Source organism: Levilactobacillus andaensis, from assembly GCF_016861695.1.
Lineage (GTDB): Bacteria > Bacillota > Bacilli > Lactobacillales > Lactobacillaceae > Levilactobacillus > Levilactobacillus andaensis.
On sequence record NZ_BOLP01000008.1, the window covers coordinates 1 to 21,070 of the forward strand.

Sequence of the window (21,070 nt, forward strand, 5' to 3'; positions counted from 1 at the left end):
CAGAGGTGATATGCCTCTTTTTTTATGCAAAAATGGTGTCGATGGATTTCTCCATCAACACCAAATATCATAGAACCCTTTTAGTTTGGCTCATTAGTGGCAACACGGTGGTGACCTTCGCCTTACCGGCCGCCAGATATGGCAAACTGGAATAAGGTCATCGCCATTGACCTGACAGGTGTTGTGCTGACAAACAAGGTTGCCGTGGCCCAGATGGTCAAGCAGGGCAACGGTAGCGTTATCAACATGAGCTCGATTCTGGGCGTAGTCGGCGCAGCTAAGTCGCAGGCCTATTCTGCAGCGAAAGCCGGCGTTGCCAACTATACCAAATCACAAGCAGTCACCTATGCCAAACAGGGGATTCGATTTAACTCGGTCGCTCCGGGCTACGTGGCAACGCCGCTGTTGAAGACCTTACCTAAGGAGGTCACGGACCTCATGGTGGATAAGATGCCAATTGGACGACTGGCCCAACCAGCAGAAATTGCGAACGTGATCGCCTTTGTGGCCAGTGACGAAGCGTCCTTTGTGACTGGAGCGACTATCAATGTAGATGGTGGCTATACCGCACTGTAAAAAACTGCTTAGTTAACAGGTCGTTAGGGCCATTAACTAAGCAGCTTTATTTTTTAATCATCAAAATCTTCCAAGGATAGACTCTTTTCGGTCCATTCTTCTTCGGTTGCGTCGAGGTCGGTGGTGACTGCGGTCAGTTGGGCCTGAAGATCAGCCAGCTTTTCGGCGTCGTTGAAGTTTTCTGGCGAACTCATGGCCGTTTCAATCGTCGACTTTTGCGTTTCGAGGTCACCAAGTTTGGTTTCCAGCGCATCGACTTGCCGACTGAGTTTCCGTTTAGCCTTTTGTTGTTCCTTCTGTTGTTGGTAGTCGACTTGTGTCTGTTTAGGCACGTCGATCGTAGGATTAGCCGCTTCGGCTTCGGCCGCTTCTTTGGCAGCGTAGGCGTCTTGTTCGGCCTTCTTTTCCACGTAGTAGTCGTAGTCACCCAAGTAGCGTGTCGTGCCGGCAGGGGCTAATTCAACGACTTGCGTGGCAACTTGGTTAATGAAGTACCGGTCATGGGAAACGAACAAGATGGTGCCGTCGAATTCATTCAATGCGTTTTCCAGGACTTCCCGACTGTCGATATCCAAGTGATTGGTCGGTTCATCCAACATTAAGAAATTGTCGTGGCGCAGAGCCAATTTCGTCAAGAGTAAGCGCGCCCGTTCACCACCACTTAGGCTGTGAACGCTCTTGTCGACATCGCTACCGGTGAACAGGAAGCTGCCGAGAATGGAACGGATGTCGCCCTCGGGTGTTGTGGGATGATCGTCCCAGAGTTCGTGCAGGACGGTCTTCTTCTCGTGCAAGGTCGCTTGATCTTGGTCGTAGTAACCGGTATCGACGCCGGTTCCAAAGATGATCTGACCCTGAATGGCGGGGATACGCCCCAGAATGGTTTTTAACAGGGTGGATTTCCCGATACCATTGGGGCCAACGATAGCCACGGCCTGGTGTTTCTTGATATCTAGGTTGACCGGTGCACAGAGAATCTGTTGGTCGTACCCAACCGCACCGTTGACCACGTCCAAGACGACGTTACCACTTTGCCGGTGAGGTCTAAACGTGAAGCGGGCAACCTTTTCGTCACCCTCGGGCTTCGCCATTTTGTCCATTTTCTCAAGCTGTTTCCGCCGGGATTGGGCCCGTTTGGTCGTGGAAGCCCGGACGATGTTTTTGTTCACAAAGTCTTCCAGTTTGCCGATCTCGGCTTGTTGCTTGTCGTATTCCTTCCATTCGCGCCGTAGCCGTTCGGCCTTGGCCTCGATGTAGTGGGAGTAGTTGCCGGGATAGTGCACCAAGCCACCATGGGCCATGTCGTAGACGTCGTTGACTACGTGATCGAGGAAATACCGGTCATGGGAGACGACGAGGATGGCGCCAGAGTAACCTTGGAGGTAACCTTCCAACCAAGTCAACGTTTCAACGTCCAAATGGTTCGTGGGTTCGTCGAGGATTAACAAATCGGGCCGTTCCAGCAGCAATTTCGCTAGGGCCAGCTGCGTCCGTTGTCCACCAGAGAGTTCGTTGATGGGCTTGTCATAATATTCTTCGCCGAACTCAAACCCGTGGAGTACGCCGCGGATCTCGGCTTGATAGCCATACCCGTTCTGGTCGCTAAAGTCTTGTTGGAGTTGGTCGTAGGTCTTGCTGACCTGCGTAAACTGTTCCTGGTCCGCAATAATCGCGGGATCACTCATTTGCTGCTCTAACTCGTGCATGCGCTGCTCCATTGCCCGGAGTTTGGCAAAGACGTCGAGCATTTCGTTCCAGACGGTCTTAGATGAGGCGAGGCCGGCATTTTGCGCCTGGTAGCCGATGGTGAGCCCGCGTTTCGTCGTAATTTGGCCGACGTCCGGCGTCGTTTCGCCAGCAATCATTTTAAGTAGGGTGGACTTGCCGGCACCGTTGCGGCCCACCAGCGCCACCCGTCCGTGTTCGGGAACGTCAAGGCTGACGTTTTCAAAGAGCACGGTCGCACCAAAGCGGCGCGTGACTTGTTGAACTTGTAAAAGAATCACGGTAAATGGACCTCCTTTTTGTTTTTCGCATAGGTTGATAGTTCTTATTCTAGCATATTTACCGGATAGACCGAAATATAGAAAGAATTGTGAAAAATATTTGCAATTTCTTTCACAAGACGGGCGGTTATGCTATAATCTGTAAGAAAGCAAATTTCACAATCAAAAAGCTATTTAGGGAAAGTGTCACCGTCGGTTGGCGATGACCAGTATTTATTGATTAGGAGGTCTCATGTTTTGACAGATCAAAAGATTCCTCGCGCCACAGCTAAACGGCTCCCCATCTACTACCGTTATCTAAACATTTTGCTGGACGCGGACAAAACTCGTGTGTCCTCGACGGAACTTTCTGAAGCCGTTAAGGTTGATTCAGCAACCATTCGTCGAGATTTTTCTTACTTTGGGGCCCTCGGTAAACGGGGCTACGGGTATGACGTTGAAAGCCTCATCAAGTTCTTCAAGAAGATTTTAAATCAGGACCGTTTGACTAACGTGGCCTTGATCGGGGTCGGGAACTTGGGCCATGCGCTCTTGAACTTTAATTTTCACCAAGACGGTAACGTTCGGATCAGTGCGGCCTTTGATGTCAGCAAGGATATGGCCAACACGATTCAAAGCGGGGTGCCGATTTATCCAATGACCGACTTGCGGACGCAGTTGGAAGAACAACAGATTCAGATCGCCATTTTGACGGTCCCATCTGACGTTGCCCAATCTGTGACGGAAGAAGTTGTTGCCGGCGGCGTGAAGGGAATTCTGAACTTCACCCCACTGCGGATCACGGTGCCCAAGGATGTTCGGGTGCAAAACGTGGACTTGACCAACGAGCTCCAAACGTTGATCTACTTCTTGGAACACTACAATAAAGACTAATCACGATTCGTGATGAAAGACACCTGCTTGGTTTAGTCCGAGGGGTGTTTTTTGTTTGGTGTAAAGTCTGGTTCGGTCGGTGGATGTTCTAACGATTGACAATGATTGGCGCGCAATGATAATCTCATATTAACTAAAAAAATCGGAGGGGTGCTGGATGTCGGTCGTTCAATAGGTGTTACGCAGGAAGCTGAAAAGTGGGCAAGTGCCTGCCAATTTTAGTGTACCCGCAGCGCTTGAACGAGAACTGACATCTGCGCTCATACAGGATTGATTTCAGGGGTGCAGTCTTAACTGTGCCTTTTTTCATCCAAACTATTAATAGAGTGGTCACAGTTATTTTTCGTTACCTGCCTTTCGGGTACCACCGTTTGCGAAAGGAATTATCGAAATTGAAAATTGACTTAACCCAATACGGCTGTACTGAACAACTGGAACAACTCGCCGCAGCGGACCCTGCCTTTGAGTTGGCTCGTGTGACCGAACAACACCGGGAAACTTACCAAGTTATGAGTGAGATTGGGCCGTTACCAGCAGGGATAATAGGTAAGCTCCGTCATGAGCTGACCGTGGCAACTGATTTTCCAACGGTCGGTGACTGGGTGCTGATCAAGATTGCCCCTGATCGGCAGCTCGCTCTGATTCAACGCGTTTTACCGCGGCACAGTGTGCTGGAGCGAGCGGCAGTGGGCAAGACCGGCGCCGGTCAGCTCATTGCAGCCAACGTCGATACCATTTTCATCTGTATGTCGCTCAATGCGAATTTTAATGCTCACCGGGTCGAACGCTACCTGACCATGGCGTGGGACAGTGGGGCGGTGCCGGTCGTGGTGTTGACCAAGGCCGATTTGTGCGCCGATGTCGCCGCCAAGCTGGAGAAACTGGCCGACGTGACGATGGGGGTGGACGTCATCACTTGTTCCGCACAGACGGGTGCCGGCGTTGACGCGCTCAAAGCTTATATGACTGGCAACCGGACCGTTTCCTTCATTGGGTCGTCTGGGGTTGGCAAGTCGACACTGATCAATGGCTTGTTGGGCAGCGACGTTCTGGTTACCAAAGCCATTCGTGGGGATGATGATAAGGGCCGCCACACAACGACATCACGAGAACTTTTACGGCTACCAACTGGGGGCGTGGTGATCGACACGCCGGGGATGCGTGAGCTGCAGGTCCAAGGCGGCGACCTGGCCAAGGCCTTTGCGGACATTACCACGCTCGCTAGCCAGTGTAAATTTCGGAACTGTACCCACCAAACGGAGCCGGGCTGCGCCGTCCAAGCGGCCATCGCGACGGGGGAGTTGGATGCAAGTCGTCTGGCGAGCTATCGTAAACTCCAACTCGAACTCAGTTACAGCGATATGAGCGCTCGTGAACGGGAGAACGCCAAAATTCAGCGCTTCTTTGGGAGCAAGAAGGAAATGAAGCGAACCATGGAACACGTCCAGAAAATTCGCCGGCGGTAGTTAGGTTGCTAATGAAAACAAACTCTGGCAGTTGAGTATCAATCAAATGAATGACTAATCAGTTCGTCCCATTCCAACTAGTGGCTTATTAGTTGAAATGGGACGATTTTTTTGGAATATATTTGGGCGATATCAATCGTACGGCGGATGATCTAACTGAAAGGGTAGCCGGCGATTCACTAGCAGTTGTGTCAGAGAGCAGTCTAAGCGAGAGGTGGTCGGTAATGCAGCCAGCTGCCGAGTGAGAGGACCGATTCTCAGTCCGAAGCGGCCCCACAGCAGGCAGAATCTCTAGCAGACGCAGTGCGGCAAGGTTTAACAATTCGGAATTTACCGCGAACCTATGGCGCCCAACCCCTCAGCGAGTCATGACCGAAATAGTTTGTCAAATTCCTTGATTTTTAAAAGGAAAAACCATATATTAGATATTGTGATTAGCACTTATGTTAGCCAAGTGCTAACAGTGCTAAAAAGTAAGTTTATTGGAGGGATTCAAGTGTTAAAACCATTAGGAGACCGCGTCATTTTAGATCAACCAGAAGAAGAAGAAACCACGGTTGGCGGCATTGTTTTAGCAAGTAATGCCCAAGAAAAGCCTTCAACGGCCAATGTCGTTGCAGTTAGCGATGGTCGTGTGTTAGACAATGGCGACAAGGTAGCCCCAACTGTTAAGGTTGGTGACAAGGTATTGTTTGATAAGTATGCCGGTACTGAAGTTAAGTACGATGGTAAGACGTATCTTGTTTTACACGAAAAGGATTTAGTCGCAGTTATTGACTAGTGACTTTCCCACTAATACGATTGAATATAAAAATTTTAGTATGAGGTGAATTTAAACAATGGCTAAAGAATTAAAGTTCTCTGAAGACGCACGCAGCAAGATGCTTGCTGGTGTTGATAAGTTAGCTAACACGGTTAAGACGACCTTAGGACCTAAAGGCCGCAACGTTGTTTTGGAACAAAGCTATGGCAACCCAACCATCACGAATGATGGTGTGACGATTGCTAAATCCATCGAACTCGAAGATCACTTCGAAAACATGGGTGCTAAGTTAGTTTCTGAAGTTGCTTCCAAGACCAACGATATTGCTGGTGATGGGACGACGACCGCAACTGTCTTGACGCAAGCTATCGTTAACGAAGGTATGAAGAACGTGACTGCCGGTGCTAACCCAGTTGGTATCCGTCGCGGGATCGAAAAAGCAACTGCTGCTGCCGTTGATGGCTTACACAAGATGTCACATGATGTTAAGACCAAGGACGATATCGCCCAAATCGCTTCCATTTCATCCGCAAGCAAGGAAACTGGTAAGTTAATTGCTGACGCTATGGAAAAGGTTGGTAACGATGGGGTTATTACGATTGAAGAATCCCGTGGTGTTGATACCAGCTTGGACGTTGTTGAAGGGATGCAATTTGACCGTGGCTACATGTCACAGTACATGGTTACCGACAACGACAAGATGGAAGCTAACTTGGACAACCCTTACGTTTTGATCACTGACAAGAAGATTGCCAACATTCAAGACATTTTGCCACTGTTACAATCCGTCGTTGAACAAAGCCGTTCATTGTTGATCATCGCTGATGACATCACCGGTGAAGCTTTGCCAACGTTGGTCTTGAACAAGATGCGTGGGACCTTCAACGTGGTTGCTGTCAAGGCTCCTGGCTTTGGTGACCGTCGTAAGGCACAACTGCAAGATATCGCTGTCTTAACTGGTGGGACTGTCATTACCGATGACTTAGGTCTTAACTTGAAAGACACGACCATTGATCAATTAGGTCAAGCACAAAAGGTTAACGTCACTAAGGACAACACCACAATCGTTGAAGGTGCTGGCTCTAAGGACCAAATCGCCGACCGTGTTGCTGAAATCAAGGGCCAAATCGAAGACACGACTTCTGACTTCGACAAGGACAAGTTAAAGGAACGTCTGGCTAAGTTAGCCGGTGGCGTTGCCGTTGTCCGTGTTGGTGCTGCTACTGAAACGGAACTGAAGGAACGTAAGTATCGGATCGAAGATGCTTTGAACGCTACCCGTGCTGCCGTTGAAGAAGGCTTTGTTGCTGGTGGTGGGACTGCTTTGATCAACGTCATCGCTGACGTTGCCAAGGTTGAAGCTGAAGGCGACGAATTGACCGGTGTTAACATCGTTCTGCGTGCCTTGGAAGAACCAGTTCGTCAAATCGCTCAAAACGCCGGGGTCGAAGGCTCTGTCGTCGTTGAACACTTGAAGAGCGAAAAGCCAGGCGTTGGGTACAACGCTGCTGACAACAAGTACGAGGACATGGTTAAGGCTGGTATTACCGACCCAACCAAGGTTACCCGTTCTGCTCTTCAAAACGCTGCCTCTGTATCTGCCCTGTTGTTGACGACTGAAGCCGTTGTGGCTGACAAGCCTGAAGACAACCCAGCACCTGCAGCCCCAGCTGCTAACCCAGGTATGGGCGGCATGATGTAAAACGTAAACGTTAGCGATTCTGGCTAATGTAAATAAAAGAAGCCAGCTGGTAAGCAATTACCGGTTGGCTTCTTTGTTGTCTATTTAGTCAGAACCGAAGTCCACATTCGAATCAGAATCTTCATCTTTCAACTCGCTGGCTTTAACCAGCATGTCGAAGTCTGTACTGCCAGGATTAAATGGTTTGAGCTCACCAGCGGCAGCTAGACTGCCGACCTTATCAATGAACGTTTCGATATCATCATCGGGCATTACACCGTGGAAATCACCGAACCCGTACTGCCACCATTTCAGATTCATTAATTGTTCAATGACTGAACTGGAAAAGCGGAACTTGAGAATTCGCGCGGGAACACCACCAACTACCGCATAGGGGGGAACGTCCTTAGTGACAACGGCGCCGCCAGCAATTACGGCACCATCGCCCACTGTGATTCCTGTGGGGGCAAAGCGCACGTCCTGGCCCACCCAGACATCGTTACCGATGATGACTGGGCTTCCGTTGGGAATGGGATTAGGCACGCGTTCGAAGGTGTTGGCGGTGTCTGCCAAGTAATCGTTGAAGGCATCTACTGAGCGACTGTACGTTAGCATTGATGTGGTGAATCGTGTGGTTGGGTGGCTACCTTGCATCCGGTTGACGTTCTTGGCAATCGAGGAGTAACGGCCAATGATGGTGTTTACCGGTAGAACACTGTTAGTAGAGCTGAATGCGCCCATGCTGAAAAACTGTTGGCCGGTCAGAAAGATACTGTAGGCCTCAGCCTGGAGCGTACCTGGAACACGAATCATTTGGCCAATTGGAATTCGTGATTGGACGACTCTGCGTGGCTGCGTATAGATGTGTCGTTGCGTTAGGAGCTGGTCGAGCTCGTTTGTGTAAGGTAAGAGTTGGTTCGTATGTGAGCGGGTGGCCACCAAGTTATCTTGGAAGAAAGTAACCCCGTTGATTGTGGTTGACATAACTTTCACTCCCCATTTTTTCTTATTTCAGACTATACATTAATAGTATAAATCACCTGCTCGATGTTAGGTACTAGTGTTTAATCTTTTTGCCGGGTGACTAGCGGCAAAAATAATTGTTTTGAGAGCTAGTATAGCTGGTGTGTGGGCAATTAGAAGCGTTCCGGGTGATTTGTTAACGCTCAAAACAGAGTTGATTTGATCATGGTTTGTAAATGAGTTTAAATGGGGAAGTTTTACTGATTCATCGAAGCGGCTGTTAAGCAATATGGGGGAGACTCATGGAAAAAGAAAGCGCAACCAACACTGACTGGCTAGGTAGCAACAGAACTATTTGAAAATCAAGGCTTTATTTAGCCCAACCTTTGCCGGATAATGGGGAAGTTCGACGTTGACTATTTCGCGGTTGCTAACTGCTGTAATTGTGGTAATGTTTAACTAGTTGTAGTAGAATTACGTCTGCACTTAAACTTGAATTAAATCAAGCATCTTTTAACGGCGGGCCTCGACCCGTCTTCATTATTTATGGAGATAAGGAGTAACTAGTCATGTGGCATTATTTAAAGCGGGTTTTAATTGGGAAACCCCTCAAGACCATGGACGAGGGCGGTCAAGCGATAACAAAGTTTAAGGCATTAGCTTTGCTGTCATCCGATGCGCTATCTTCCGTGGCTTATGGTACTGAGCAAATTACGACAGTTTTAATCACCTTATCCGCAGCGGCCTTAATGTATCAATTATGGGTTGCGGCGTTGGTCTTAGTTCTGTTATTTGCGATCACGCTTTCTTACCAGCAGATCATTCACGCCTATCCTTCCGGTGGTGGCGCCTACGTGGTGGCCAGCACTAACTGGGGCCAGACGGCTGGATTAGTCGCTGGGGGCTCTCTACTGGTTGATTACATGCTGACCGTGGCGGTATCAACGACGTCTGGGACTGAAGCGATTACGTCGGCGATTCCGGCGTTGTACCCGTACTCGGTTTTGGTGTCCGTGTTAATCGTGATTGGTATTATGCTCTTGAACTTACGGGGGATGAGGGAGTCAGCCTCATTTCTAACGGTGCCGGTCTACCTATTTATCGGAATGATCATTGTGATGATCGGTGTCGGCCTCTATAATATCATGAGCGGTCAGATTACGTATCACGCTGCGGCAACCCCATTAGGCGATCCCGTAAAGGGAATGACGCTGTTGCTGTTCCTGCGGGCGTTCTCATCTGGGTCATCTTCATTGACTGGGGTCGAAGCCATCAGTAACGCGGTGCCAAACTTCAAGGAACCTAAACGGCATAATGCAGCGGCAACGTTGGCTATTATGGCCGGTATCCTGGCCGTCTTCTTCGCTGGGATTACGTTCCTGAGTTACTACATGGGGATTCGGCCACAGAGTAGTCAGACCGTGCTTTCTCAAATTGGGGGAGCTGTCTTTGGCCACGGTGTGCTGTACTACATTTTCCAACTGTCAACGGCGATGATTTTAGCCGTGGCTGCGAACACTGGGTTCTCGGCCTTTCCAATCTTGGCGTACAACTTAGCCAAGGATAAGTTCTTGCCCCACGCATACCTTGACCGGGGGGACCGGTTAGGGTATTCCAACGGGATCATTTCGTTAGCCGTTGGAGCGATTGTATTGATTATTATCTTCCATGGTCAAACGACGCTGTTGATTCCACTCTATGCGATTGGGGTTTTCGTGCCATTTGTCCTGTCACAGTCCGGGATGATCATTCACTGGTTTAGAACACGCGAGGGCTGGTGGATCGGCAAGGCCATGATCAACTTATTGGGGGCTTTGATCTCCCTGGGACTGGTCAGCGTCTTACTGTTGCTGCGTTTTGGCAACGTTTGGCCTTACCTGATCATCATGCCATTGATTCTGTTGCTATTTTACCGGATTAATGGTCACTACCATAACGTAGCTAAGCAGCTACGGGTAGCGGAAAAGGAACGGGCGGACATCCACGAGTATGACGGGGCGACCGTTATCGTCCTGGTCAGCAACATTACCCGGGTGACGTCTGGGGCTATCAACTACGCGCGGTCCATTGGGGACTACGTGATTGCGATGCACGTGTCCTTCGATGAAAATCCGGAGAAGGAACACAAGACGGCGCAGGAGTTCAAAGAGGAGTTCCCGGACATTCGGTTCGTGGATATTCATTCTTCCTACCGCTCGATTGCAACGCCAACGTTACGGTTCTGTGATGTCATTGCGAAGCGCGCGGCGGAACGGAACTTTACGACGACGGTCTTAGTGCCACAGTTCGTGCCACGTCATCCTTGGCAGAATGTGCTGCATAACCAGACGGCGTTACGCTTACGGGCCATCCTGAACTCACGGGAAAACATCATCGTTTCAACTTATAATTACCACTTGAAAGAGTAGTTACTTAAGCCACCTTGTCGATTGACGAGGTGGCTTTTTTGACGTTCAATTCAGAGGCAATTTAGTGTAGAATTGCCGCACTGCGGCGGCCAGGGATTCCGCCTGCTGTGGGGACGCTTCAGCCGAAGAGCGGGCTTCTCGCTCGCTTTGAAGCCGGGGAGAGCACCCGTCTTCAAAGTCGCCCGTGGTGTAACCTGGCTGAGGAGACGCCAGCTAACACCACCTCCACGGCTGGCTACATCCCTGGCAGCCGCAGTGCGCCAAGTTCAGCATGTCAGGGACCTATGTTTTTGACCTGAACAACAAAAAGGACCGCATCCAAATCGAATGCGGTCCGTAGAATGATCGAGTTATGTGGTAAAGCCTGTAAGTGACCTGAAGCTATGTTCGCGGCTGGCCGAGCCGCAAAACTGAAGGCCAGTGGTTAATTACATGAGTCCCATTAATTTCGCGAATGAAGGCACCACGATGTCGACGACGATGGAAATGACGACGACGGCGATGGAAGCCATGGACCCTTGAATGGACCCGAGCTGAACCGCCTTAGCAGAACCAACCGTGTGACCGGCAGTCCCTAAACCAAGTCCAGCACCAACGGGGTCATTGTTGATCCGGAAGAACTTAACCAGCCAGTCACCCAACGCGTAGATAATCACGGCGTTCAGGATGCAGGCCATGGCAGTGACGGCGGAGTTCCCACCGATGGCTGTGGCGATTGGCATGGCAATCGCGGTCGTGGCGGCCTGTGGTAGCATGGAAGCAATCCCGACTTTGTCCAAACCAATCAGTTTAGCGGCAAAGTAGATGACGAAGAGCGAAACGAACAGCCCAACGATCAACGACAGCACGATTTCCAGCCAGAACTTTTTGACCACATCGTTCCGACGATACAGCGGAATAGCAAACGCAATCGTAGCTGGGTTTAAGAACCAGAAGATAATGTTTCCTCCGGGCAGGTAAGCTGATTTGTAGAAAGTGGCAGTGTCCGTCCCGAAGGCCTTAGCCAGCAGGAACAGGATAAAGATCCCTAAGACCATCCCGACGAAGAGGGGTTGGAATAAGAAGAACCCTTTGCCAATCTTGAACAACCATTGACCAATCAAGTAAACCACTAGTGAAAGAAAGATACCAAATATAGCGTTGCCGGCAGAGGCTCCAGCGGCGTTGGTGCCTAAAGCATCACCCAGCCACTTGCCCCAAATTGCCATATGAGGGGCGGTTTCAGTTAGAATAATCATAAGTTTTCATCCTTTTCTGTGAAAGTAGCGCGCAGTTGCGCGAATCTAATCGTCGACGTTAACGTCTCGATGGAAGACGTTCTTTCGGATCCAGATGAAGCCGGCAGTTGTGTAGGCCACGACAACCAGTAAGACGATCGTTGCAATCAGCACAACGATAACGATTTGAACCCCTTGAGCCTTTAAAATGTCCAAACTTGCCGCCAACTGAATTCCAGAGGGAACGAACAAGAAGGCAATCAAACTGATCATGAAGTCACCGAACTTTTCGACGTTCCGTAGCTTGACGATGTGCGTTGCGAGCAGGACATACAGCAGAACCAGACCGATAACTGGCGTCGGTACTGGGAAACTAGCGGGAAACAGCGGCGAAATCAAACTTGAAACAAACAGAATCGCAGCGAAAATTCCCATTTGAATTAGGATTGGTGACGCTGGTTCTTCCTTAGCTGTTTCTGCTTTAGTAACCTTATCATTAGCAGCCAATAGAAAAATCTCCTTTCAAAAAACAAGCGCTGAGTAACTAACAACTAGAAAAAATTCACAAGTGAATGGGATAGATAGCAGGTGCAAAAATAAATGTGAAACCCTTCTCAATAGGACAATATAATTATATGGCTTTTAGTTGATTTGCACAAGTTAAATCTCCTGCAATTGGGCATTTGCATGTATGATTGTGCACCTAAACTAGTTCTGTATAATGGTGAAAGCGCTTGCTTAAACGCTTGCCGATAGAATTTAATTCACAATATTAACCAGCCGGACTTTGTGAACTTGAAAAGGTCAATAAACTAACCATTAAGATTTAGGTCTAAAATTAAATCGCGGTTGTGTTTGAATTAGGAGATTTGTATAATTAGCAAAAGAACCGATAGAAAAGAAAGAGGACTCTTTAATGAAATTTGAGATTATTGTTAGCTTGTTTGCTACCATGATTATCTCCGCAGTCCTAACCCCGTTTGTGCGCCGCTTTGCGTTTCAAATTGGTGCGGTGGATAAACCTAATCAGCGGCGGGTCAATAAAGTACCCATGCCGACGATCGGTGGCCTAGCCATCTTCATTGCCTTTACATTTTCAACTATGTTCCTTTTAAGAGATCAAATGCCGACGCAACAGTTGTGGGGACTGTTCGGTGGCGAATGTATCATCGTTGCTGAAGGGATGATCGATGATATTTTTGAATTAAGTCCCAAGCAAAAAGTTTTAGGACAGTTACTGGCGGCGCTGGAAGTTTACTTTGTAGCGGGCGTCCGGATGCGTTACCTGACGTTACCATTCTTTGGCGTCTGGCACTTCGGCTGGCTGTCGTTGCCCATCACGTTGCTGTGGATCGTGGCCATCGTGAATGCCATCAACCTGATCGATGGGCTGGATGGCTTAGCAACGGGGGTCTCAATCATCGCGTTGACCACGACGGGGATTACTGGGTTATTCTTCCTAAACGTGGCCAATACATGGGTTGCCATCATGATTTTCGCGTTGGTCGCTGCCATGGTTGGCTTCTTGCCGTACAATTTCTTCCCAGCACGGATCTATCTGGGGGACACAGGGGCCCAATTCATTGGGTTTATGATTGCCTGCTTCTCGCTCTACGGATTGAAAAACGTCACGTTTATTTCCGTTATTATCCCTGTGATTATCTTAGGGGTCCCCATTACGGATACCGTCTACGCGATGATTCGGCGGATTCTAAACAAGCAGCCAATTTCGCATGCTGACAAGCACCATTTGCATCACCGGTTGATGCAGTTGGGACTGACTCACCGGCAAACGGTTCTGGTCATCTACGGTATTGCGTTGATCTTCTCGTTCATTTCACTGCTGTATCCGTTGTCTACGATTTGGGGATCGGTCCTACTAACGATTGCCATTCTGATTGGCCTCGAGCTCTTCGTTGAAGCCATCGGGTTGGTCGGTTCGGACCGGCAGCCGCTGTTGCATTGGATCAATCACATCGTCAAAAAGCTAACATCGAAAAATTCAGATTAAATGGATAATAAAAAGGTTCCACGGCGAGTTGTCGTGGAACCTTTTTTTTGCACAAAAATTGATAATGAAACTGAGGTGGTATTAGCTGGTGATTCTTCAGTCAGCTAATACCACGGGCGACTTTGAAGACTCGTATTCTTCCAGCCTGAAGCGTCCTCACAGCAGGCGGAATCCCTGGCAGCCGCAGTGCGACCTGGTTACACGAAGTTATTCATCACGCGTACTGGCGTGAATCTCGACCGGTACCTCGTGGTAATCCACATCGCCGGGTTTGACAGTCAACTGGTTGCTGAGCAAATCGACAATGGCTTGTTGCGTGTCAGCTACAGCATCCAAGTCCACAGCAATTGTCACGACAACGGCGGTGGTGTAGGCCGTGTCCAGCACGCTGATCTTATTTTCTGTGAGGTAGTGGCTGAGCTTGTCATAGTTGGCGTAGTCGACGGTCAGCTCAAGTGCCCGTTGACGCACTCGTTTGACGACGCCGACCGCTTCAATGCCGGTCGAAGTCGAGTTGCTATAGGCGCGGATCAGGCCGCCAGCTCCCAACTTGATGCCGCCGAAATACCGCGTGACCACGGCAATCGTATTGTGCAGCTGGTTACGTTGCAAGACGGTCAAGATGGGCACGCCGGCCGTTCCCGAGGGCTCACCGTTGTCGCTTTCTCGTTGAATCTCATCGTGTTCGCCCAGAACGTAGGCCCAACAATGGTGATTGGCCTTGGGTTCGCGGGCGGTGATGGCGGCGATAAAGGCTTTGGCCTCATCTTCGGTCGTGACGCGGCCAAGGTCGGCAATAAAGCGGGATTTTTTGATTTCAAGCTCGTGGTTACCGGCTTGCTGGATCGTAAGATAATCTGTTTCCATAAAAAACACCTTTCCCACAAAATTTTCGTTAGTTTTTACGGAGTTAAGTTGTATAAGGGGGACGTGAAATGAATGATGAACAAAGTTTATTTGGCCGCCAACTGCCCTTAACAGCGGGTCCGGCCAACAGCAGTGCGCAGCCGGCCATTGTGTCGGTTGGCCAAAGAAAACAGTGTCAGCGATGCCATCAATGGCTTTTGCCAACGGACCAGCTGCCTAATCAGGCGTGGTATTGTCGGCAGTGTTTACAGCTTGGTCGGTTAACGTCTCAAGATAAATTATACACTATTGCTGAGCCAAATCGGTTCGCCCAAGTGACGGGACCAATTTTGACCTGGCCCGGTAAATTGAGTCCGATGCAGGGGACGGCGGCGACTGCTATCTTAGACTTGGTGCGTCAACAACGAGACCAGTTGCTCTGGGCAGTCACGGGGGCGGGGAAAACGGAGATTGTGTATCCGGCGCTAGCTTGGGCGTTGGCGCAGAATTGGCGCGTGGCTTGGGTATCACCGCGGGTGGATGTTTGTTTGGAGTTGGCACCACGGTTGCAACAAGCTTTTGGCCACGTGCCGCAAACACTATTACATGGCAACCAGACGGCACCTTACCGCTACTGTCAGCTGACCCTCTGCACGACCCATCAGTTGCTCCGGTTTCACGCAGCATTTGATTGGATCATTGTGGATGAGGTCGACGCCTTTCCACTCGCAACCAGTCCGTTACTGCAGACGGCAATTGCAACGGCCCAAAAGCCAACGGGCAGTCATCTTTACCTGACGGCGACCCCCGGTGAGCAGCTACAGCGGCAGGTGCGTCAAAAACGGCTAGCGGTGACCTACTTGCCATTGCGTTATCACGGCGTTTTGTTGCCGCAGATTGCCGTCCGGTTGATTTGGCGGTGGCGAGAAAGTTTGGCTAAGGGCAAGCTGGCGCCAAAATTGGTCCGGCAGCTTCAAGGGTATCGGCGGCGTGGTCAACGTTTCCTTTTATTTGTACCACACGTGGTCGATTTAAAACCAGTGGCGCAAGCGCTCCAGCAAGCGGGCATAGTAGGCGGCCTGACCGTTCACGCTGCCGACGATGACCGGGCGGCAAAGGTTCAGGCGATGCGTGACCAGACAGTTTCATTTCTAATAACCACGACGATTCTGGAGCGTGGGGTGACCTTCCCAGATATCGCGGTGGTCGTTTTGGGTGGGGATGATCCAGTCTTCTCGACGGCCGCGCTGGTCCAGATTGCGGGCCGAGTTGGTCGCCATCACGACTTTCCCACGGGTGAGGTAACGGTCTACTGCCATAGCCAGAGTCGGCGGGTACGACTAGCACAGGGAATGATTGCCCGGTTGAATCGTCAGGGAAAACGGTTAGGGGGACAGCGCCAATGAGTCAGTGTTTACTCTGTCAGCAGGTCCTGCACCCCCAAATGACGTTGACGCAATTCTGGCGCTGGCAACCGTTGCCCGTACCGGTCGTGTGTCCGCGCTGTGAGCAGCAATTTGAGCGAATCACTACGATGCACTGTCCACAGTGTGGCCGCCAACAAACCAGCATGACGGTGTGCCATGACTGCGAGCGCTGGGGTGATCAGCAGCTACGGAATCACGCGGTGTATACCTATAATGACGCGATGAAGGCTTACATGCAGCAGTATAAGTTCCAGGGAGACTATGCGTTGCGGCAGGTGATGATGGCGCCGTTGACGCAAGCGCTGGCGCGACAGAACTATGACGTGTTAGTGCCGATTCCGGTTAATCAGGAAACGTGGCAGACACGGGGATTCAATCAGGTGACGGGGTGGCTGCAGAATCAGCCGTTTCAACAGGCCTTATTGGTGACGGCCGACCATAAGGATCAGCCACAATCGGCGAAGACCCGCCAACAGCGACTGCTCACGCAACAGCCCTTTTCTTTGGCGCCAAATGCCGCAATGGTGTTGGCAGGGAAGCGAATTTTACTGCTGGATGATGTCTATACGACCGGCCGAACCCTTCGTCATGCGGCCACACAAATTTATTTAGGAGGTGCGAAAGCGGTTACTAGCTTGACTTTAGCGCGTTAAAGACTGCTTAAAATCACGTAGATTAATTGTTTATGACAGGGCTTTCTATTATAATATTAGTAAGCAAAGCATATTAGAAGAGTGGTCCTTCTAATGCTAAGCAAGCCAAGCAATTTCTTGGTTGAAGGGAGAGAAGTTTTATGCTCACATTTAATATTCGTGGTGAAAACATCGAAGTTACTGACGCAATACGGGATTACGTTGAAAAGCGTATCAGCAAGTTGGAGAAATATTTCGACAACAAAGTTGAGGCAATTGCGCATATCAACCTGAAGGTCTACCAAAACAAGACATCGAAGGTTGAAGTAACAATCCCACTCCCATACTTGACATTACGGGCAGAGGAAACCTCTCCAGACTTATATGCAAGTGTTGACTTAGTTACGGACAAGCTGGAACGTCAAATTCGCAAGTACAAGACTAAGGTCAACCGTAAGTCACGGGAGAAGGGTTACAAAAACCTCGACTTCGCACCTGAATCAGCGGAACCAGAGTCGAATGAAGGTAGCGAATTAGAGGTTGTCCGGACTAAGCGGGTTTCATTAAAGCCAATGGATAACGAAGAGGCCGTTCTGCAAATGGACATGTTAGGCCATGACTTCTTTATCTACGAAGATGCCGAAACCAATGGTATCAGCATCGTCTACCGCCGGAATGACGGTCGGTATGGTTTGATCGAAGCTAACGAAGACTAATGTTAATTAAGCTAATAAAGCACTGCGATGCCGTAGTGCTTTTTAGTTTTGGCTTTTTTAAGCTGATGTATGATGGTCGCACTCCGGCGGCCAGGGATTCCGCCTGCTGTGGGGACGCTCCGGACTGGGAAGCGGTCCTCCGACTCGATTTGAAGCCACGAAGAGCACGTGTCTTCAAAGTCGCCCACAATGTAAGCCGGGAAGGAACCCCGCCTAACATTGTCGACACGGCTGGCTACATCCCTGGCCGCCTCCGGCTCTGGTTGTGCGTTGCTAGTTCAAACGTTGAATGACGACGGGGATGTCCTGAATGCTGGGCTGGTATTATATCAGTCTTGATGGTGTTTTCTACATAGGATGAGTAATCAATCAACGTGATTTATTTAGTCAGGCTGGAGATTTTCGATGTGTCAAAGTATCTTCGCATCAATTGTTTAATCCATAATGGCAGTTAGTGATGGAAAATGAAATCCATACAGTTGTTGGTATTATTGGCGTCATTGAGTGGGGGAGTTTAGGACTATCAGTTTGAATTAAAGGACAGGTAGAAATCAGTTTCAGGTAGTGCCTAGTTGTTTCGTCGCCAACATAGAAAGTTTGATCTGGCCACAGTTTCTAAATGATAGCTGCAAGAAAAATCAATCTAATCCGGTGGAACCTCTGGCAGCCGCAGTGCGACCAGTTCACACTGATTTTTACAAAAACAAATTCAGCTTCAAACCGATTAACCATTAAGCCATCCTGATACTAGTTACGATAATTTTCTAATCGTTGAGTAGGTATGGTATAATGACGAATCACGTCTGTTAAGTTAGCTTAACAACGATTTAATCGAAATGACGGTTCAACGTCTTGCACGGTGCTTGAAAGTGGCGAATTCAAGTTTTGCCATTTAGAATAAATATGATGGGCGCGGGATCATGCGTTGTCGTAGCAGGTTACAGGCTGGTTACGTTTAAAACGGGAAAACGCTTTAAACTGACCGGTCTTAGGGTAAAAGTTTCATCTTAACCTGGATAGTGGTAAAATGTAGGTTGATTTATCGCAAATAAATGGGTAACTTTAAATAGACTTATTAAATGTACTGAAGGGAATTCTCACATGGCAAATATTTTGAAACGATGGGTCGAAAGTGATCGAAGAACTTTACGACGCCTCAGTAAATTAGCGGATGAAGTTGGCGCTTACGCTGATGAATACGGAAAACTTTCAGATGAAGACCTGAAGGCTAAAACGCCAGAATTTAAGCAACGTTACCAAGACGGCGAAACCCTGGACGATTTATTGCCAGAAGCTTTCGCCGCTATTCGTGAAGGTGCTAAGCGGGTTCTCGGCCTCTATCCATTCCATGTTCAAATCATGGGGGGAATTGTGCTTCATGAAGGTAACATTGCCGAAATGAAGACTGGTGAAGGGAAAACCTTGACCGCAACGATGCCGGTTTATTTAAACGCCATCTCCGGCGAAGGGGTGCACGTGGTTACGGTCAACGAATACTTGTCCGCACGTGATGCCACTGAAATGGGTGAACTTTACAACTGGATGGGCCTGACGGTTGGGTTGAACTCGGCTGCCAAGTCTCCTGAAGAAAAGCGGGAAGCTTACCAAGCCGATATTACGTACTCAACCAACGGGGAAATCGGGTTCGATTACCTGCGTGACAACATGGTTGTGTACAAAGAAGACATGGTACAACGTCCCTTGAACTTCGCGATTGTTGATGAAGTTGACTCCATCTTAATTGATGAAGCCCGGACGCCATTGATCATTTCTGGTCAGTCTGAAGGAACGAGTGCCCTTTACCAACGGGTGGACCGTTTCGCTAAGACCTTACATGAAAAAGAAGACTTTAAGATCGACCTGGAATCCAAGACGGTGGCTTTAACCGATACTGGGATTGAAAAGGCCGAAAAGTACTTCAACTTGAAGAACTTGTATGATACCGACAACACCGCTTTGACCCACCATATGGACCAAGCGCTGCGGGCGAACTTCATCATGCTGCGTGATAAAGATTACGTGGTTCAAGATGGGGAAGTCTTGATCGTTGATTCCTTTACTGGACGGGTCATGGACGGTCGTCGTTACTCTGATGGCTTGCACCAAGCCATTGAAGCTAAGGAAGGCGTCGAGATTCAAGAAGAAACCAAGACGATGGCTAACATTACCTACCAAAACCTGTTCCGGATGTATGGTAAGTTAGCCGGGATGACTGGGACGGCGAAGACCGAAGCCGAAGAATTCCGGGAAATCTACAACATGGAAGTTATCTCCGTACCAACCAACAAGCCGGTTGTCCGGGTTGATGAACCTGACCTGTTGTACCCAACTTTGGAATCCAAGTTTGATGCCGTTGTTAAGGAAATTAAGATGTTACACGAAAAGGGCCAACCGATGTTAATCGGGACCGTTGCCGTGGAAACTTCTGAATACCTGTCTCAACGTTTGGATGATGAAAAGATTCCGCACGTGGTCTTGAACGCCAAGAACCATGCGAAGGAAGCCGATATCATTCAAAACGCTGGTCAACGGGGCGCCGTTACCATCGCTACCAACATGGCTGGGCGGGGGACTGATATCAAATTGGGACCCGGCGTGGTTGAAATTGGTGGATTGGCCGTTATCGGGACTGAACGTCACGAATCACGGCGGATCGATAACCAACTTCGTGGACGTTCCGGTCGGCAAGGGGATCCTGGTATGACCCAGTTCTACCTGTCCCTTGAAGATGACCTGATGCGGCGATTCGGTTCTGACCGAGTTAAAGCCTTCTTGGAACGGATGAACGTTGACGGTGAAGACGCCGTTATCCGGAGTCGCATGATTACGAAGCAAGTGGAATCCGCGCAAAAGCGGGTTGAAGGGAACAACTATGATTCCCGGAAGAACGTGCTGCAATATGATGACGTTATGCGCCAACAACGGAACGTTATCTATGGCGAACGTAACCAGATCATTAACCAAGATAAGTCACTGAAGTGGGTCTTAATGCCAATGATCAAGCGGACTGTCGACCGGGTGGTTAACTTACACACGCAGGGCGACCAAGCCGATTGGGATTTGGATACGTTACTCGACTTTGGGATTTCCGCAATGGTTTCACCAGACAAGATTAGCCTGAGTGATCTGAAGGATAAGACTGGCGATGAGATCAAGGCTTACTTCATGGACTTGGCAAACAATGTCTACGAAGAAAAGCAAAAACAACTCTACGATCCAGCACAAATGTTGGAATTCGAAAAGGTTGTTCTGTTGCGGGTCGTTGACTCACACTGGACCGATCATATCGACACCATGGACCAATTACGTCAATCCATTGGGTTGCGTGGTTATGGTCAGTTGAACCCACTGGTTGAATATCAACAGGATGGATTCCGGATGTTTGAAGAAATGATTTCTGACATCGACTATGACACGACACGGTTGTTCATGAAGTCTGAAATTCGGCAAAACATTACCCGTTAATGGGTGAGCGGACGAGGCGG

At 49.3% G+C, this 21,070-nt stretch carries 16 protein-coding genes; 11 read left to right on the forward strand and 5 right to left on the reverse strand.

The window, feature by feature from the left end; translation table 11 throughout:
• Positions 1–138 precede the first annotated feature (138 nt).
• Positions 139–576: an SDR family NAD(P)-dependent oxidoreductase gene (locus JUF10_RS07520; RefSeq protein ID WP_236008186.1), complete on the forward strand. Its 438-nt coding sequence runs from the start codon at positions 139–141 to the stop codon at positions 574–576.
• A 53-nt stretch (positions 577–629) separates the two neighbouring features.
• Here the strand turns inward: JUF10_RS07520 and JUF10_RS07525 are convergent, their stop codons facing one another.
• Complete coding sequence (locus JUF10_RS07525) at positions 630–2,582, reverse strand: ABC-F family ATP-binding cassette domain-containing protein (protein ID WP_203641604.1); 1,953 nt, start codon at positions 2,580–2,582, stop codon at positions 630–632.
• 237 nt (positions 2,583–2,819) lie between these two features.
• Between JUF10_RS07525 and JUF10_RS07530 the strand changes: the two genes are divergently transcribed.
• The 4 genes from JUF10_RS07530 (at position 2,820) to groL (ending at position 7,386) form a co-directional block, all read left to right on the forward strand.
• On the forward strand, positions 2,820–3,455 hold the full coding sequence (locus JUF10_RS07530; RefSeq protein WP_143462934.1) for a redox-sensing transcriptional repressor Rex: 636 nt from the start codon (positions 2,820–2,822) through the stop codon (positions 3,453–3,455).
• 392 nt (positions 3,456–3,847) lie between these two features.
• Positions 3,848–4,921 (forward strand): ribosome small subunit-dependent GTPase A, encoded by a 1,074-nt coding sequence (gene rsgA, locus JUF10_RS07535; RefSeq protein WP_203641605.1) that lies wholly within the window; start codon positions 3,848–3,850, stop codon positions 4,919–4,921.
• Between the two features lie 496 nt (positions 4,922–5,417).
• Entirely contained in the window at positions 5,418–5,702 is a 285-nt protein-coding gene (gene groES / locus JUF10_RS07540) for a co-chaperone GroES (protein WP_048736247.1), read from the forward strand.
• A gap of 58 nt (positions 5,703–5,760) precedes the next feature.
• Positions 5,761–7,386, forward strand: coding sequence for a chaperonin GroEL (gene groL / locus JUF10_RS07545; RefSeq protein WP_203641606.1), 1,626 nt, complete (start codon positions 5,761–5,763; stop codon positions 7,384–7,386).
• 84 nt (positions 7,387–7,470) lie between these two features.
• On the opposite strand, the gene JUF10_RS14220 is transcribed toward groL, so the two are convergent.
• Positions 7,471–8,349 carry a CatB-related O-acetyltransferase gene (locus tag JUF10_RS14220; RefSeq protein ID WP_203641607.1) on the reverse strand — a complete coding sequence of 293 codons (879 nt, stop codon included), beginning with the start codon at positions 8,347–8,349 and terminating at the stop codon, positions 7,471–7,473.
• 548 nt (positions 8,350–8,897) lie between these two features.
• On the opposite strand from JUF10_RS14220, the gene kimA reads away from it, so the two are divergent.
• Positions 8,898–10,736: a potassium transporter KimA gene (gene kimA, locus JUF10_RS07555; RefSeq protein ID WP_203641608.1), complete on the forward strand. Its 1,839-nt coding sequence runs from the start codon at positions 8,898–8,900 to the stop codon at positions 10,734–10,736.
• 428 nt (positions 10,737–11,164) lie between these two features.
• Here the strand turns inward: kimA and lrgB are convergent, their stop codons facing one another.
• Together lrgB and JUF10_RS07565 are read right to left on the reverse strand one after the other, a co-directional pair.
• A complete protein-coding gene (gene lrgB, locus JUF10_RS07560; RefSeq protein ID WP_203641609.1) occupies positions 11,165–11,974 on the reverse strand; it encodes an antiholin-like protein LrgB in 810 nt (269 codons plus the stop codon).
• 45 nt (positions 11,975–12,019) lie between these two features.
• Positions 12,020–12,460 carry a CidA/LrgA family protein gene (locus tag JUF10_RS07565; RefSeq protein WP_048732419.1) on the reverse strand — a complete coding sequence of 147 codons (441 nt, stop codon included), beginning with the start codon at positions 12,458–12,460 and terminating at the stop codon, positions 12,020–12,022.
• A gap of 409 nt (positions 12,461–12,869) precedes the next feature.
• Here JUF10_RS07565 and JUF10_RS07570 point away from each other — a divergent pair, with 409 nt between their 5' ends.
• Positions 12,870–13,964 carry a glycosyltransferase family 4 protein gene (locus JUF10_RS07570; RefSeq protein WP_203641610.1) on the forward strand — a complete coding sequence of 365 codons (1,095 nt, stop codon included), beginning with the start codon at positions 12,870–12,872 and terminating at the stop codon, positions 13,962–13,964.
• A gap of 207 nt (positions 13,965–14,171) precedes the next feature.
• On the opposite strand, the gene JUF10_RS07575 is transcribed toward JUF10_RS07570, so the two are convergent.
• Positions 14,172–14,831 carry a YigZ family protein gene (locus JUF10_RS07575; RefSeq protein WP_203641611.1) on the reverse strand — a complete coding sequence of 220 codons (660 nt, stop codon included), beginning with the start codon at positions 14,829–14,831 and terminating at the stop codon, positions 14,172–14,174.
• 68 nt (positions 14,832–14,899) lie between these two features.
• On the opposite strand from JUF10_RS07575, the gene JUF10_RS07580 reads away from it, so the two are divergent.
• The 4 genes from JUF10_RS07580 to secA all read left to right on the forward strand — a co-directional run bounded on the left by JUF10_RS07580 (position 14,900) and on the right by secA (position 21,050).
• On the forward strand, positions 14,900–16,216 hold the full coding sequence (locus tag JUF10_RS07580) for an ATP-dependent helicase ComFA (RefSeq protein WP_203641612.1): 1,317 nt from the start codon (positions 14,900–14,902) through the stop codon (positions 16,214–16,216).
• Positions 16,213–16,890: a ComF family protein gene (locus tag JUF10_RS07585; protein WP_203641613.1), complete on the forward strand. Its 678-nt coding sequence runs from the start codon at positions 16,213–16,215 to the stop codon at positions 16,888–16,890. The genes JUF10_RS07580 and JUF10_RS07585 overlap by 4 nt, the downstream gene beginning before the upstream one ends.
• Before the next feature lie 140 nt (positions 16,891–17,030).
• Complete coding sequence (gene hpf, locus JUF10_RS07590) at positions 17,031–17,585, forward strand: ribosome hibernation-promoting factor, HPF/YfiA family (RefSeq protein WP_203641614.1); 555 nt, start codon at positions 17,031–17,033, stop codon at positions 17,583–17,585.
• Between the two features lie 1,101 nt (positions 17,586–18,686).
• Positions 18,687–21,050 (forward strand): preprotein translocase subunit SecA, encoded by a 2,364-nt coding sequence (secA, locus tag JUF10_RS07595; RefSeq protein WP_203641615.1) that lies wholly within the window; start codon positions 18,687–18,689, stop codon positions 21,048–21,050.
• Positions 21,051–21,070: the final 20 nt, after the last annotated feature.

What these genes read in the sequence shown, in the direction of transcription:
- JUF10_RS07520 (WP_236008186.1), top strand. Translation starts at nt 139, where the DNA reads ATGGCAAACTGGAATAAGGTCATCGCCATTGACCTGACAGGTGTTGTG.
- groL (WP_203641606.1), top strand. Translation starts at nt 5,761, where the DNA reads ATGGCTAAAGAATTAAAGTTCTCTGAAGACGCACGCAGCAAGATGCTT.
- JUF10_RS14220 (WP_203641607.1), bottom strand. Translation starts at nt 8,349, where the DNA reads ATGTCAACCACAATCAACGGGGTTACTTTCTTCCAAGATAACTTGGTG.
- kimA (WP_203641608.1), top strand. Translation starts at nt 8,898, where the DNA reads ATGTGGCATTATTTAAAGCGGGTTTTAATTGGGAAACCCCTCAAGACC.
- lrgB (WP_203641609.1), bottom strand. Translation starts at nt 11,974, where the DNA reads ATGATTATTCTAACTGAAACCGCCCCTCATATGGCAATTTGGGGCAAG.
- JUF10_RS07570 (WP_203641610.1), top strand. Translation starts at nt 12,870, where the DNA reads ATGAAATTTGAGATTATTGTTAGCTTGTTTGCTACCATGATTATCTCC.
- JUF10_RS07575 (WP_203641611.1), bottom strand. Translation starts at nt 14,831, where the DNA reads ATGGAAACAGATTATCTTACGATCCAGCAAGCCGGTAACCACGAGCTT.
- JUF10_RS07580 (WP_203641612.1), top strand. Translation starts at nt 14,900, where the DNA reads ATGAATGATGAACAAAGTTTATTTGGCCGCCAACTGCCCTTAACAGCG.
- JUF10_RS07585 (WP_203641613.1), top strand. Translation starts at nt 16,213, where the DNA reads ATGAGTCAGTGTTTACTCTGTCAGCAGGTCCTGCACCCCCAAATGACG.
- hpf (WP_203641614.1), top strand. Translation starts at nt 17,031, where the DNA reads ATGCTCACATTTAATATTCGTGGTGAAAACATCGAAGTTACTGACGCA.
- secA (WP_203641615.1), top strand. Translation starts at nt 18,687, where the DNA reads ATGGCAAATATTTTGAAACGATGGGTCGAAAGTGATCGAAGAACTTTA.